The sequence below is a fragment of the Campylobacter pinnipediorum subsp. caledonicus genome (assembly GCF_002022005.1).
GTDB classification, from domain to species: domain Bacteria; phylum Campylobacterota; class Campylobacteria; order Campylobacterales; family Campylobacteraceae; genus Campylobacter_A; species Campylobacter_A caledonicus.
In genome coordinates this window covers 875,377-889,767 of the sequence record NZ_CP017258.1, presented here as the reverse complement: position 1 = coordinate 889,767, position 14,391 = coordinate 875,377, and the positions used below count along the sequence as shown (strand labels likewise).

Annotated in this window: 12 protein-coding genes; 5 read left to right on the top strand and 7 right to left on the bottom strand. The window is 31.2% G+C overall.

What is annotated here, in order from left to right; genetic code table 11:
• The first annotated feature begins 22 nt into the window (after positions 1-22).
• Entirely contained in the window at positions 23-532 is a 510-nt protein-coding gene (locus CPIN18021_RS04490) for a PAS domain-containing protein (RefSeq protein WP_078424515.1), read from the top strand.
• Between the two features lie 124 nt (positions 533-656).
• The gene (locus CPIN18021_RS09155; protein WP_193431658.1) at positions 657-1,811 is read left to right on the top strand and encodes a methyl-accepting chemotaxis protein; all 1,155 of its coding nucleotides are present in this window, start codon (positions 657-659) and stop codon (positions 1,809-1,811) included.
• A gap of 36 nt (positions 1,812-1,847) precedes the next feature.
• Here CPIN18021_RS09155 and CPIN18021_RS04480 read toward each other — a convergent pair whose 3' ends face one another.
• From CPIN18021_RS04480 to gatB, 4 genes are read right to left on the bottom strand one after another with little or no spacing between them, the layout of a single operon-like run.
• Complete coding sequence (locus CPIN18021_RS04480) at positions 1,848-3,014, bottom strand: NAD(P)/FAD-dependent oxidoreductase (protein WP_078424514.1); 1,167 nt, start codon at positions 3,012-3,014, stop codon at positions 1,848-1,850.
• A complete protein-coding gene (locus tag CPIN18021_RS04475) occupies positions 3,014-4,057 on the bottom strand; it encodes a glycoside hydrolase family 3 N-terminal domain-containing protein (protein WP_078423331.1) in 1,044 nt (347 codons plus the stop codon). The genes CPIN18021_RS04480 and CPIN18021_RS04475 overlap by 1 nt, the downstream gene beginning before the upstream one ends.
• Positions 4,054-4,944, bottom strand: coding sequence for an NAD(P)H-dependent glycerol-3-phosphate dehydrogenase (locus tag CPIN18021_RS04470; RefSeq protein ID WP_078423330.1), 891 nt, complete (start codon positions 4,942-4,944; stop codon positions 4,054-4,056). The genes CPIN18021_RS04475 and CPIN18021_RS04470 overlap by 4 nt, the downstream gene beginning before the upstream one ends.
• Positions 4,941-6,362: an Asp-tRNA(Asn)/Glu-tRNA(Gln) amidotransferase subunit GatB gene (gatB, locus tag CPIN18021_RS04465; RefSeq protein WP_078424513.1), complete on the bottom strand. Its 1,422-nt coding sequence runs from the start codon at positions 6,360-6,362 to the stop codon at positions 4,941-4,943. The genes CPIN18021_RS04470 and gatB overlap by 4 nt, the downstream gene beginning before the upstream one ends.
• Positions 6,363-6,617: 255 nt before the next feature.
• On the opposite strand from gatB, the gene CPIN18021_RS04460 reads away from it, so the two are divergent.
• From CPIN18021_RS04460 to CPIN18021_RS04450, 3 genes are all read left to right on the top strand, one after another.
• Positions 6,618-8,033, top strand: coding sequence for a Do family serine endopeptidase (locus CPIN18021_RS04460; RefSeq protein ID WP_078424512.1), 1,416 nt, complete (start codon positions 6,618-6,620; stop codon positions 8,031-8,033).
• Between the two features lie 149 nt (positions 8,034-8,182).
• A complete protein-coding gene (locus CPIN18021_RS04455) occupies positions 8,183-8,899 on the top strand; it encodes an ankyrin repeat domain-containing protein (RefSeq protein ID WP_078424511.1) in 717 nt (238 codons plus the stop codon).
• Positions 8,900-9,073: 174 nt separating this feature from the next.
• Complete coding sequence (locus CPIN18021_RS04450) at positions 9,074-10,420, top strand: sodium-dependent transporter (protein ID WP_078424510.1); 1,347 nt, start codon at positions 9,074-9,076, stop codon at positions 10,418-10,420.
• A gap of 28 nt (positions 10,421-10,448) precedes the next feature.
• Here the strand turns inward: CPIN18021_RS04450 and pgtP are convergent, their stop codons facing one another.
• From pgtP to dcuC, 3 genes are read right to left on the bottom strand one after another with little or no spacing between them, the layout of a single operon-like run.
• Complete coding sequence (gene pgtP, locus CPIN18021_RS04445) at positions 10,449-11,786, bottom strand: phosphoglycerate transporter protein PgtP (RefSeq protein ID WP_078424509.1); 1,338 nt, start codon at positions 11,784-11,786, stop codon at positions 10,449-10,451.
• Positions 11,787-11,835: 49 nt separating this feature from the next.
• On the bottom strand, positions 11,836-13,062 hold the full coding sequence (pepT, locus tag CPIN18021_RS04440; RefSeq protein WP_078424508.1) for a peptidase T: 1,227 nt from the start codon (positions 13,060-13,062) through the stop codon (positions 11,836-11,838).
• Positions 13,063-13,078: 16 nt separating this feature from the next.
• Entirely contained in the window at positions 13,079-14,389 is a 1,311-nt protein-coding gene (gene dcuC, locus CPIN18021_RS04435; protein WP_078424507.1) for a C4-dicarboxylate transporter DcuC, read from the bottom strand.
• Between the last annotated feature and the right edge of the window lie 2 nt (positions 14,390-14,391).

The window sequence follows — 14,391 nt, the reverse complement described above, 5'->3', positions numbered from 1 at the left end:
AAACATTAAACAAGGAAAATAAATGTCTAATATAACAACAAATATAGAAAGACAAGTAAGCGAAAGTGCTTTTTTGGTCTCAAAAACAGATAAGAGTGGAAGAATAACTTATTGCAATGTTCCATTTATAAATATTGTTGGAGCAAAAGGTAATGAGCTTATAGGGAAACAACACAATATAGTAAGACATCCAGATATGCCAAAAGTTATATTTAAAATGCTATGGGAAAAGATTGAAAGCAAACAAGAGATTTTTGCATATGTAAAAAATCGTAGTTTTGATGGTTCTTTCTATTGGGTTTTTGCAAATATAACTGCATCTTTAGACCAAAGTGAAAATATAGTTGGTTATTATTCAGTAAGAAGAAAACCAAATCAAAAAGCATTAGATGTTATTAAGCCGCTTTATGAAAAACTTCTAAATCTAGAAAAAAATGGTGGCGTTGATGCCTCTTTTAAATATTTACAAAATTTACTTAATGAAAAAAATACAACCTATGATGAATTTGTAAATAATTTACAAAGAAGCTAAAAAGGAGTTGATTGTGTTTGGCAGTAAGAAAAAAGTTAATTACAATGAAATATTAGAAGTAATAAAATCAGCTAGAAATGGAATACTAGAACCCCGTATAATCAATCCAGACACTAGCGACCCAATGGGCGAGATAGCACTTGGCATAAATGATTTGCTTGATCAAATCGAGGCACTACAAAGAGAGATGGCGACTTGTGTTAGTATGGCTGAAAGTGGTGTTACATATAGAAATATTTTTACAGAGGGTTTTAGAGGTTTATTTAAAACAAATGCCATTTTTATGAGTAACGGTGTAGATGGAATTAAAGCTGGACAAAAAGGCAAGATAAGAGGTGTGTTATCTGAAAAATTTGGCAATTTAAAAAATGGAAGCAATGGAATAGAAGATGTACAAAATGATTTAAATATAAGCATAAAAAATTTAACACAAATGACCAACATTGCACAACAAACATCAGACACAGCAAACGAAACTTTGTTAAGTATGCAAAAATTAAGTACCAGTATGAATTCGTTAGAAAGTTTAGTTGATAATTCAACTAATGCTATAAAAAGTTTAACATCAAGAACCGATGAAATATCATCAGTAGTTGGATTAATAAAAGATATAGCAGAACAAACAAATTTATTAGCATTAAATGCCGCAATAGAAGCAGCAAGAGCTGGTGAGCATGGAAGAGGTTTTGCTGTTGTTGCAGATGAAGTAAAAAAACTTGCTGAAAATACCCAAAAAGCAACTAGTGAAATAAGCATAAGCATACAAACATTACAGCAAGAAACAAAAGAAATTAGCCAAAATTCTGATGAAATTAACAAGATAGCGCAAGAGGCTAATGTAAGTGTTGAAATGTTTAAAAATATATTAAATAAATTTAATTCTGATGCAGAAACTACAGCAATTACATCAAAATATGTTGAAAATAAAACATTTAGTATAATAGCAAAGATATCACAAATAATACACAAAACTAATTTGTATTCAGATGTAATAAATGAAAATATTCATATTGAAAATTTAGAAAAAATAAACAATGAGTTTGAAAAATGGTATGCTGGGGAATGTTATGATAAATTTAAAAATACAAAATCATATAATGCTCTGAAAAATTTGATTTCTGATTTTAATATTAATGTATTAGAAATCTCAGATAATGCAAAAAATGGCTACAATAAATCAAATATAGATCTAATAGCAAATAAATTTTATAGACTGGAAGATATAAGCACCAATATATTTAAAATATACAACCAAATGGTTGATGAATTAAAAGATTAAAACAAAAGAAGGTTTTAAAACCTTCTTTTGTAATGATTATAAAAATATACCCTTTATTCCTAAAATCTTAACATTCCATTTCTTTTCCACTATTGTTTTTAAAAAAGAAGGTAATAAACCAGAAAGCTCAAAACCAAACACTTTTGCAACAGAATACTTATGCCCTATAGAACATATAATACCATTACTTCTAAAATTAAATTCTTCATTAAATTCTTCATTAAAAAGAATACTGCGAAATTCTCTTGCCAAATAAGCACCCTGCTCACAGGCTATCTGTGCTGTTGGAGGATAATATCCACCATTTTTTTTGTCTTTAACCGCACTAACATCTCCTATATAAAACATATGCTTACTACCAATAGCTCTTAATTTATCATCTACTTTTACTCTTCCTCTTTCATTTTCTCTATCACTATCACTTACTATACTAGCACCTTTAACACCAGCTGTCCAAACTATCAAATCAGCATTAAAAGAGCCATCTTCAAAAATAACTTTATTTTTTTCTAAAGATTTTATCTTTGTATCATGTATAACATTTACCCCTAATTCCTCTAACTTATCAGCTGTTTTTTTAGATAACTTCTCGCTAAAAAAAGTTAAAAGTCTAGGAGTTGAGCTAACTAATTTGACTTTAAATTTATCTTGTAATTGTTTAGAAACATTATAAAATTTACATTTTTCTTTTATCATATTAGCACAAGATGCAGCAAACTCTATACCAGTAAGACCACCACCACAAACAACTACTTCCATGCCCTTTTCATTTTCTAAGGCTTGATCAAATTTTAATTTTATCTGTTCACATATTCTAGCAGACTGAGAATAAGAATCTATAAACATCGCATTTGAAATTCCTTCTAAGTTAAAACTCTCTTTTTCAAACCCTGCTGCACAAACCAAATAATCATATTCATAACTTCCAAATTCAGTAGTGATAACATGATTTTTTTCATCTATATCTGTAACCAATTGTTGTATTATTTTTATCTCGGGGTGTAAAATTTCTCTTAAATCAAACATAATCTTACCGCTCTTTTCAGCAGTTGCAACTTTGTGAAGCATTGTTGAATGATAATGATATGAGTTTTTATTTATTATAGTAAAATCACCTTTTTTAAAACACTCCTCATCTAAGCTTTTTAAAAAAGCCATGCCGGCATAACCAGCACCAATAACAATTATTTTTGGTTTTTTCATTATATTTTTTCCTTTAATTTCATTATTCTTTTATAAGATTTTTTTATTCGTTCTTTTGTAATTTCACCATTTTTTATTGCATCCAAGATACACTCATACACAACATCCCCTACTCTTTTATTTTTGATTTTAAACTCACTAAAAAGCATAATATCCCCACCAGCATTTATAAATTTTATAATTTTTTCCTTTAGTGTATAATTACCCAATCCGCCCATAAGCATATCATCACTAATAACAACACCATCAAAACCAAGCTCTTTTCTAAGCATTAAATTTATAATTGTATTAGATAAACTTGCTGGATTTTTATCATCTATATTATTAACAAAAATATGACCAACCATTATAGTGTCTATTTTATTTAATCTTATAGCTTCCCTATAAGCAAAAATATCATCTGCGGTTATATTAACGTAAGTTTTCTCTTTGTGTGAGTCCTGTTTTGACCTACCATGACCAGGAAAATGCTTAAAAGTATTTATTATATTAAACTTATGCAATGAATCTGCAAAAATATTTGCATATAAACTTACTTTTTGAGAATTTTGACTATATGCTCTTTCTTTTTGTCCTATTATTTTAGAGTTTACATCATGCAAATCAACAACTGGAGCAAAGTTCATATTTACACCACAATCTTGTAGTTTTTTCGCTAATTTTTCATAAATGATTTTTGCACTATTTATATCAAAATTGGCACCAACTTTATAAGCACTTAAAGTTTTTTCACCAAAACTACTATCGACCAATCTACTAACTTCTCCACCTTCTTCATCTATGGCTACAAGTATATTTTGACGTTCTTGCTTTATTAAATTTATTAGTTTTGTTAATTGGCTTTTGTTTTGTATATTTCTTCCAAACAAAACAACACCACCAAATCTAGGGTAATGAAGATCGCTAATCATAATTCTGACATCTTTATCGCTATATTTTTGGCCATTAAAACCAACCATAATCATCTCAGAAATTTGCTCTCTTAAACCCATTTCTTTTGAATATAAATTTATTAAAAAGCAAAATATAAGAAAAAATCTCATCTACGACCTAGTAGTTTTTCCAAGCTTTCATAAACATCTTTACCATCTAGCATTAAAGAAACTTCATCAGCTATTGGTGTATAAATTCCTTTTTGTTTTGAAATCTCACATATTGCATATGAGGTTGCTACGCCCTCGGCTACCTCTCCAAGTTCATCTAAAATTTTTTCCAAACTTTCGTTTTTTGCAAGACCTATACCAACTCTATAATTTCTAGACAAAACACTTGAAGCTGTCAAAAAAAGATCCCCTGCTCCGCTAAGACCCAAGAAAGTATCTTCTTTTGCACCAAAAAATTTTCCAAATCTAGTCATTTCAACAAGACCTCTAGATATAAGGCTAGCTCTTGCATTATTACCGAGACCAAGACCATCACATATACCACCAGCTATAGCTATAACATTTTTATAGGCTCCACAAACTTCTGCGCCTACAATATCATCTGATGAATATACTTTCATAAATTTAGGAAAAAAACTGCAAAATTTATCAGCCAATTCTAAATTTGAAGAGCTAACAACCAAAGCACAAGGTAGTTTTTTTTGAACCTCTTTTGCAAAAGTTGGTCCAGATAGAAAAGCTAAATTTGAAGCCGGCACAAACTCCTCATAAATTTCATTTAAAAATCTTTTGCTTTTTATATCTATACCTTTACTAGCTATCAAGATTTTTTGGTCATTAAATTTAAAATTATTTTTAAGCCATTCATGTGTTTTTTGTGTAGGTATGGCAAAAACAAGATAATCACATTTTAAAGCATCTTGTAAATCAACAAAATTTTCTATTGGTTTTTGCGTTCTTGATGTTATATAACACTCGTTATTTTCACTAAAAGCGTTAAATAACGCCATACCCCATTTACCAGCTCCTATTACAGCTATTTTCATTTTAAAGCTTTATTTAATAATTCATTTACTTTAGCTGGGTTAAAAGCACCTTTACCCTCTTTCATAACCTGTCCTACAAAAAATCCAAAAAGCTTATCTTTTCCATTTTTGTATTCTAAAACTTTATCTTGGTTTTTATCAAGTATGTTTTTAATAATTTCAACGATTGCGCCATCATCACTTACTTGTTTAAGTCCTAATTTATCTATAACTTCATCTACACTTACATCATTTTGCATTAAATAATCAAGTACATCTTTTGCTGCCTTAGCACTTATAGTAGAATCTTCTATTCTTTTTAAAAGCTCTTTCATTTTTTTGCTATCTACTGGACTATTTTGTATAGTTAATCCATTTTTTAATCTAGCGAGTAATTCAACAAGTATCCAAGTTACGCAAAGTTTTGGCGATATATTTTCACTCACAACATCTTCAAAATATCTACTCATCTCAATACTGTTTACTAAATTTAAAGCATCTTCTTCTTTTATCCCGAACTCTTTTTGATATCTTATTACTTTTTCATCTGCTAGCTCTGGTATTTTTATGCATTCGTTATACATCTCATCGCTTATTTCAACAGGAAGCAAATCAGGATCAGGAAAATATCTATATTCAGCACTATCTTCTTTACCACGCATAGAACGAGTTGTTAAATTTACAGTATCAAAAAGCCTTGTTTCTTGATATACCTCTTCATCATAATTGCCATCTTCCCAAGCTATACTTTGGCGCTCTACCTCATAATCTATAGCTTTTTGTATAAATTTAAATGAATTTAGATTTTTAATCTCAACCCTTGTATAAAGTTTTGTATCGCCTTTTGGTCTTATACTAACATTTGCATCGCAACGAAAACTTCCCTCTTGCATATTCGCATCAGAAATATTTAAAAATCTCAGTATTGAGTGAAGTTTTTTAAGATAAGCAACAGCCTCATCAGAACTTCTAAGGTCAGGTTCACTTACTATTTCAAGCAAAGGTGTGCCAGCCCTATTTAAATCAACCAAACTTCTTCCATCTTCATGGATATTTTTACCAGCATCTTCTTCTAAGTGTGCCCTTGTTATACCTATTCTTTTCTTTTCTCCATTTACCTCTATAAAAAGTTCTCCATTTTCAACTATAGGTATCTCAAATTGTGAAATTTGATAAGCCTTTGGTAAATCAGGGTAAAAATAATTTTTTCTATTAAACACAGATTTTTTATTTATAGTAGCATTTACAGCAGCGCCAAAACTTATCGCTTTTCTTACAGCTTCTTTATTTAACACAGGTAAGGCACCAGGTAAGGCTAAACAAGTTGGACACACGTGAGTATTTGCCTCATCACCAAAACTTGTAGAACAAGAGCAAAAAATCTTTGTATCAGTATTAAGTTGAGCATGCACCTCAAGTCCAATAATTACTTCAAACATAAACAAAACCTTTTTTTATAAACTTTTAAAATATATAATTACTATTTTATCAATTATTTCTTTGGGATTACATTAATTTATATTAAAAAATAAATTTCATAATTTTATACACTCAATAAATACGTATTTTTATACATAAAATATTACATATTTATTATATATTTTACGTTTTAATAAAAAAATATTTAAATTTTATTATTATCTTAGTCATATAATTCAAAATCTTAAAAATATTTTAACACAAAGGAATAAATAATGAAAAAAATTGCAATAATATCTATTTTTGCAGCAAGTTTGCTATATTCAAATGGTATAACATTTAACGAAGCAGACTCTAACATAAAAAGAATATCTCCAATAGAAAATAGTGAAAATACTATTTTGTCATATCATGATTCTATAGCAAATGCCAAAAAATCTGTTGTAAATATATCAACTACAAAAACTATTCGCACTTCCCAAAATGGCATAGAAGAAATGTTTAATGATCCATTCTTTAAAGAATTTTTTGGATTTAACTTTGGAATACCTTATGAAAGACAACAAAAAAGTTCATCTCTTGGTTCAGGTGTTATAATATCAAAAGATGGCTATATAGTAACAAACAATCATGTTATAGAAGATAGCGATGAAATAATAGTAACTCTACCTGAAAATCACAAGGATTATAAAGCAAAGATTATAGGAACTGATTCAAAAACCGATTTAGCTGTTATAAAAATAGAAGATAACAATTTAAATGCCATAAAATTAGCTGACTCTTCTAAAATCCTTGAAGGCGATGTTGTGTTTGCCATAGGTAATCCTTTTGGTGTTGGAAGTAGTATAACAAGAGGTATAATCTCGGCCTTAAACAAAAACAATATAGGTCTAAATCAATATGAAAATTTCATACAAACGGACGCATCTATAAATCCTGGAAACTCAGGAGGAGCTTTGGTTGATAGCAGAGGTGCTTTAATAGGAATTAACTCAGCAATATTATCAAGAGGTGGCGATAGTAGCGGAATAGGTTTTGCCATCCCATCTAGTATGGTAAAAAATGTAGCGCAAAAATTAATCAGTGATGGAAAAATTGAGCGTGGTTACATAGGTGTAATGATAGCAAATTTAACAGAAGATCAAAAAGAGCTATATAAAAATAAAGAAGGTGCTTTAATAAGCAGTGTTGAAAAAGATTTTCCAGCCGATAAAGCAGGTATAAAAAGAGGTGATTTAATAATTGCCATAAACGATAAAGATATAAAAAGCGCAAATGATTTAAAAAATACAATAGGCTCAATCGCTCCAAATACGGAAGTAAGTGTAACATATGAGAGAAGCAAAAAAATATCTAAAACAAAAATGAAATTGGCAAATATGAGCCTCAATGCTTCAAATGCAAAAGATATACAAAGCATAGAAGGACTTAGTGTCTCTAACATAAATGATGAATTAAAAAGAAGATATAAATTAAATTCAGATATCACAGGCATTTTGGTTACAGATGTAAAACAAAAATCAAAAGCTAGTGATATAGGCTTTCTCAGAGGCGATATTATTGTTCAAGTTGGAGAAGATATAATAAAAGATATAGATAGCTTTACAAAAGCTATAAAATCAACAAATGGACAAAAAACATTGGTATGGGTAAATAGAAACTCTATAATGCAAGGTCTTGTTATAAAATAATTTGATAAATAAATTTAAATTTTAAAGGACAAAAGCTATAAAATCAACAAATGGACAAAAAACATTGGTATGGGTAAATAGAAACTCTATAATGCAAGGTCTTGTTATAAAATAATTTGATAAATAAATTTAAATTTTAAAGGACAAAAATGAAAAAATTACTTTTAGCAGCAGCTTTTGCAGCTAGTGTTTTTGGTGCGGATATGATAAAGCCATATAGCAATGATTTTAGATTTAATGCCGAGGAGATGAATGATATAGCAAACAAATCTAGACTTGCTTGGAGAATTTTTTATGAAAAACCTAGTGAAGGCAAAGATGCAGCTTGGTTTGATGCTGTAAAAAAAGGTGATCTTGAAACAGTTAAAAAAATGGTAAAAAATGGACAAGATTTAGAGGTAAAAGATGAAGCAAGCTTGGGGCAAACAGCTCTTGGCTGGGCTACTTTTATAGGATATGAGGACATAGTTGATTATCTTATCTCTAATGGTGCTAGTCTTAATGCGACAGATAGAGGCGATGTATATAATGTATTAAAATCAGCAGTTCTTGGAAAGAATGTAAACATAGTAAAAAAGGTTTACGGCAATCTTTCGCCATATGATTTAAACGACCAAGAAGTTGAAAGTGATGGCGAAACCTTGGTTATGGTAGCAGCTAGCAACAACCGCTTAGATGTAGTTAAATTTTTAATAAGCAAGGGTGCAAAATTAAACTACACAACAACAACCAAAGATAAAAAGTTAGGTTCTTATAACCAAAGTGCTTTGTCTTATGCTTGTTCTAGAAATCTACCTGATATGATAAAACTACTTGTAGATAATGGTGCGATAAACCACAAAACAGGCAAGGCAACTTGCAAATAACTATTTAAAATTTAAGGCAACTATAGTCTTGCCTTAAATTTTTTATAAAAATTAAACTTCATCAATTATTTTTATAAAAAATTTCTTAAATAAATATTTTTTACTCCAAAGTTTGAAAATTAAGTTTTTTTCGCTAAAATCAAATACTTTATTTTTTTACAAAGGGTGAGAATCATGGATAAATTCTCTAAAATCGGCTATATACTAGCCGTTGCTGGGTCAGCTGTGGGGCTTGGAAATGCTTGGAAATTTCCTTATATGGTAGGACAAAATGGTGGTTCGGCATTTATTTTGCTTTATCTTGGTATTTGTTTTATAGTAGGTGTACCTATCTTTTTAGCTGAAATGAGTATTGGTAAGCTTAGTGAGAGTGATGCTCCAACAGGCTTTGCTAAACTAGCACATACAAACAAAAAGCTATGGAGCTATGTCGGCATGATAGGAATGCTTAGTGCTTATCTGATTTCTAGCTTTTATATTGTTATTATCGGTTGGATTTTATATTATGTTATATTATCGTTTGGGATATTACCATCTGACATAGAGGCATCAAAAGGTCTATTTTTAGGTTTTATTGGTGGAAAAGAAAATGTGATAGCACAGATAGCTTGCTTTTTAGCAATCTTTACACTATGTATGTTTATACTTAGTCGTGGTGTTAAAAGTGGTATAGAAAAACTAAATGTATGGATGATGCCAAGCTTATTTGTGTTACTTTTAATTATGCTTGCATATTCAGTAACAATGAATGGCTTTAGTGATTCGGCAAAGTTTTTACTTGTTCCTGATTTTAGTAAAATTGATTTTAAGGTACTTCTTGATGCGATGGGTCTTGCATTTTGGACTCTTTCTATCGGACTTGCTGTTATTATCACATATTCAGCTAGCATAAACGACAAAACAAACCTTGCTAGTTCAGCACTTAGTGTGCTTTTTATAAATATCTTACTTGGAATGATGATAGGTCTTATTATCTTTACCTTTATATTTGAATTTGGCGCTACTCCAGCACAAGGTCCTGGTCTTGTATTTATATCTTTACCTACACTTTTTGCTAAACTTGGCGTCCTTGGAAATGTTTTGGCTGTAGCATTTTTTATCGCTCTAGCCTTTGCCGGTATCACATCCGCTGTTTCCATTATAGAACCATTTACATTTTATCTAGTTCGCCATTTTAATATAAGCCGAACAAAGTCACTTGCATTTTTAGGTAGTGGTATTTTATTGCTTGGTGTGCTATCTCTTTTATCAAATGTAGGTGGCATGGGGCTTGACAAAAAGATATTTTTAGATAAAAATTTCTTTGATGTTATGGACTTTATTACAGGAAATATCATGATGCCACTTGCTGGTATAGGTGTTGCTATATTTGTTGGTTTTGTAATGAAAAGAAAGACACTTGAAGAGTTGTTTTTAAATTATATGAATCGCCCAGTATTTGAAGTATGGTATTTTTTAATTAAATTTATAACTCCACTATGTGTTTTTGCAATTATGATAAATACTTTATTTTTTACATAAGTTTAAGGGGCAAAGCCCCTTTTTTTCTTTAAGCTAATTGCCTTGAAGTTTTATGAAATAGAGTAAATGCAATAAATATAAAAGCAAGAACACAAGAGATAATCAAAGTATAAAAACCTCCGTCCCAACCATACAAATCAACAACCTTTCCCATAACATAACCAGCGCTTGCAGAACCTAGAAAATATCCAAAAAGACCTGTAAGACCTGTAGCTGTTCCTGTTGCAACACGAGGCACCAAATCAGCCGCTTGAAGTCCTATCATCATAACTGGACCATATATCAAAAATCCAATAGCTATAAGGCAGATGTTATCAATAAGAGGATTTCCAGCTGGATTTTTCCAATATATCACAACAGCTATCAAAACACCAACTAAAAATAAAAGCATAGGAGGCGCTCTATGCCCTTTAAATACCTTATCGCTCATATACCCACTTGCAAGCATATCAAAAATTCCAGCATACTCATAAAGAAAATATGCCCAACTTTGCTTATCAAAACTAAAATGTTTAACCTCTTTTAAGTATGTTGGTGCCCAGTCAATTATGCCGTATCTTATAAAATACACAAAGGCGTTTGCTATGGCTATTGACCATAAGAATTTATTATTTAAAACATATTTGAAAAATATATCACTTGCACTTAGCTCGTGTGCTCCGGCAACCTTTTGGATGTGCTTTTCACCTTTGTATTCTTCTACGCTAGGCAGACCTTCGCTCTCTGGAGTATCTCTCATAAAATAAAAACAAACAAAAGCAAGAACAATAGCAATCAAAGCAGGTAGATAAAACAAAGAGTGCCAGGTACCAAAAATAGCCACACCTAAAATAGCTAATGGCCCTATGAGTCCACCACCTAAATTATGGCTGACATTCCACCAACTCCACCATATTCCACGCTCGCCTGTACTAAACCAGTTAGTCATAGTCTTTGCACCAGGAGGGTAGCCCATACCTTGAAACCAGCCATTAAAAGCAGCCAAAATAACCATAAGAGTAATGCTAGAAAGTACACCTGGAACTAAGCCAAAAATAAGACTAACCGCAGCTGAACCAAGCAAACCAGCAACCAAGAAGTATTTTGGATTTGACCTATCAGACACATTTCCCATTATAAATTTACTAAAGCCATAAGCAAAACTAAGCGCAACGCCAACTATACCTAGTTGTGCTTTTGTAAAGCCATATTCTTCTATCAAGTGAGGAATAGCAAGGCTGAAGTTTTTGCGAATAAGATAATAAGCAGCATATCCTATAAATACACCAGCAAATACTTGCCATCTTAACTTTTTATAAGTGCTATCAATCTTATCCGCACTAACCTTCTCTTCTTTTGGTAAAGAAGCCTTAAAAAATGAGAACATAAATTCCCTCCTTATTTTTAAAATTTTAAAAAACACAAATTTATTATAATTATTTAGTAATTAAATTAACAATTTCTTTTACAACATTAGTTGATGCTAGCAAAGATTTTACAGGCAAATACTCATAAATAGAGTGAAAATTGTGAGCACCTGTAAATAAATTTGGACAAGGTATGCCCTTTTCGGATATAACAGCACCATCATAACCGCCTCTCATAGGTTTTATAATAGGCTTAATATTTAAATTTTCAAACGCTTGTTTAGCATATTTGATAGCCGGTGCTTCTTCGTTTTTTAGATAATTATATACATTTTTATATCTATCGTTTAAAACTATTTTTACCCTATTGTCCCAAATTTTATTAAGACCATCTGTTATATCTTGTAAAAATTGCATTCTTTGAGCATATTTTACATCATCAAATTCTCTAACATCTATTTTAAGAACTGTTTTAGAACTATTTCCGCTAAGTTCTTTTACCCAAAAATATCCTTCTTTATTTTCTGTATATTCAGGCGCTTCACCGTTAGGCAATAAAGATATAAATTTATGAGCCATCAAAAGAGAGTTTACAAGCTTTCCTTTTGCATTCATAGGATGAGCAGAAGCTCCTGCAAAAGTCACTACACAATCCCCAGCATTCCAGTTTTCATATATAAACTCACCAATCCCACAACAATCTAAACAATATCCAAAATCAGCCCCTACACTACTCACATCTAAAGCTTTAGCTCCTCTCAAACCCTGCTCTTCATCAGGTAAAAAACAAGCTATAATCTCGCCATGCTTTATCTCTGGATTTGAGGTAAAATACTCAAGCATATTTACTATACTAGCAATAGCCGCCTTATCATCTGCTCCAAGCAAGCTAGTGCCATCAGTAACTATAATATCATCATTTACATACTCTTTTAGTTCAGGAAATTCACTTTGTTTTAAATAGATATTAAGCTCTTTATTTAGGCAAATATCGCCACCTTTATAGTTTACCATCTGAGCCTTTGTATCGTTTTGCTGCTCAGCACTTGTATCAAGATGAGCAAAAAATGCTACACTTGGAACTTTTTTATCTAAATTCGAAGGTAATTTTGCCACCAAAATAGCTTTTTCGTTTAAGCTTATATCTTTTAAGCCAAGCTCTTCAAACTCTGCTTTGATAAATTTTGCAAGTTCCATCTCTTTTGGATTAGAAGGCATTATGCCATCTAATCCATTTTGTCTATTTGTTGTTGTGTTGATTTTTGTATAGTTTAAAAATCTATCAACTATATACATATTTTAATCCTTAATTTTATAATATAAAAAATGCTATAACTACAACAGATAAAAACATACCTAAAAATGTTCTTTTTGCTATTCCTATAGGATTCACGCCAGCTATACCAGCACATACTATACAAGCGCCAGCTATAGGAGAAGCAGACCTACCAAGTGATCCAGCTATAGCGGCAGCCATACCAAGACTTGCTTGATCCATACCCAAATCAGCGGCGTGAACCGTAACGGCTTGGTTAAATGCAAAAGTTGCAGCATCGCCTGAACCAGTTACAACACCCATTAAAAACGGTATAAAAGTGCCTCCAAATTTCGCATAACCTTGTTCGGCCTTTAAAAACTCTATCACAAGGTCAATAGCGCCACAAGCCTTAAGTCCAGCAACAAAAACGCCAGCTGATATAATAATACCCATGACATCAGCATATGCACTACCCATACCATTAAAGAACTCTTTTGTTATCTTTTGTGGATTAGTTAAAGTTACAATTATCGCAACAATAGCACCAAGCAACATCGCTTCAGCCACACCCATTTTTGTCCAAGCTAGGAAAGGATACTCTTTTAAGCTTGTTCCGCCGATAATTAAAATAACAAGTGGAACCAAAGGCATCAAAGCATATAAATAATTTACACTTTCATCATCTTGTTTTGTTTGTGAAACTTCATTTGCAGAAACTGAAAAATTTTGTCCTTTTTGATAGTCTTTAAACAACAAAGCAACGATTGTTATAGCAACAAGAACAACCAAAAGAGAAGTTATAGCACTTGGAAACTGGACTTTAATAATCTCTTGAACTGTAAATTCAGGATTTGTCTTTTTTACCAAATCTGCAACAAAAATATTGTGTGCAGAGCCAGGACTCAAAACACCACCAAAAGTTCCAGCAAAAACAGAAGCTGCTGCCATCTCAGGCTTTATTCCAGCCGACATTAAAAGTGGTATTAAAGTAGCGCCAACAGCTGCTGAACAACCAGCCGCAGAAGGTATAGCTATATTTATAAAGTAAGTAACTGCTATGGTTATAGGGATTAAGAAAAATCCAACATTTTTAAGCGGACTTGTCAAAAGTCTGACCAAATGCTTATCGCATTTTGTGTATTTCATAACAAAGGCAAAGCCCATACTAGAACATATAGCCTTTATAAGACCAGCTTTTGTCATATTAGCAGTAAATGCAGAGAAAGCATCCATTGGTTTAAGAGAAAGTATACATAAAAGCAGACCAATGCCTATTAAAACCGTCTTTGTTTCATACTTTTTAACAAGCAAAACAACAACGGCAACTATACCTAGTAAAGCAAAAATAACTTTTAAATTTTCCACAA

Bases quoted from the DNA above. Each gene is read 5' to 3' on its own strand.
- CPIN18021_RS04490 (WP_078424515.1), top strand. From the start codon at position 23: ATGTCTAATATAACAACAAATATAGAAAGACAAGTAAGCGAAAGTGCT.
- pepT (WP_078424508.1), bottom strand. From the start codon at position 13,062: ATGTATATAGTTGATAGATTTTTAAACTATACAAAAATCAACACAACA.
- CPIN18021_RS09155 (WP_193431658.1), top strand. From the start codon at position 657: ATGGGCGAGATAGCACTTGGCATAAATGATTTGCTTGATCAAATCGAG.
- CPIN18021_RS04450 (WP_078424510.1), top strand. From the start codon at position 9,074: ATGGATAAATTCTCTAAAATCGGCTATATACTAGCCGTTGCTGGGTCA.
- CPIN18021_RS04480 (WP_078424514.1), bottom strand. From the start codon at position 3,014: ATGAAAAAACCAAAAATAATTGTTATTGGTGCTGGTTATGCCGGCATG.
- CPIN18021_RS04470 (WP_078423330.1), bottom strand. From the start codon at position 4,944: ATGAAAATAGCTGTAATAGGAGCTGGTAAATGGGGTATGGCGTTATTT.
- gatB (WP_078424513.1), bottom strand. From the start codon at position 6,362: ATGTTTGAAGTAATTATTGGACTTGAGGTGCATGCTCAACTTAATACT.
- pgtP (WP_078424509.1), bottom strand. From the start codon at position 11,786: ATGTTCTCATTTTTTAAGGCTTCTTTACCAAAAGAAGAGAAGGTTAGT.
- CPIN18021_RS04460 (WP_078424512.1), top strand. From the start codon at position 6,618: ATGAAAAAAATTGCAATAATATCTATTTTTGCAGCAAGTTTGCTATAT.
- CPIN18021_RS04455 (WP_078424511.1), top strand. From the start codon at position 8,183: ATGAAAAAATTACTTTTAGCAGCAGCTTTTGCAGCTAGTGTTTTTGGT.
- CPIN18021_RS04475 (WP_078423331.1), bottom strand. From the start codon at position 4,057: ATGAGATTTTTTCTTATATTTTGCTTTTTAATAAATTTATATTCAAAA.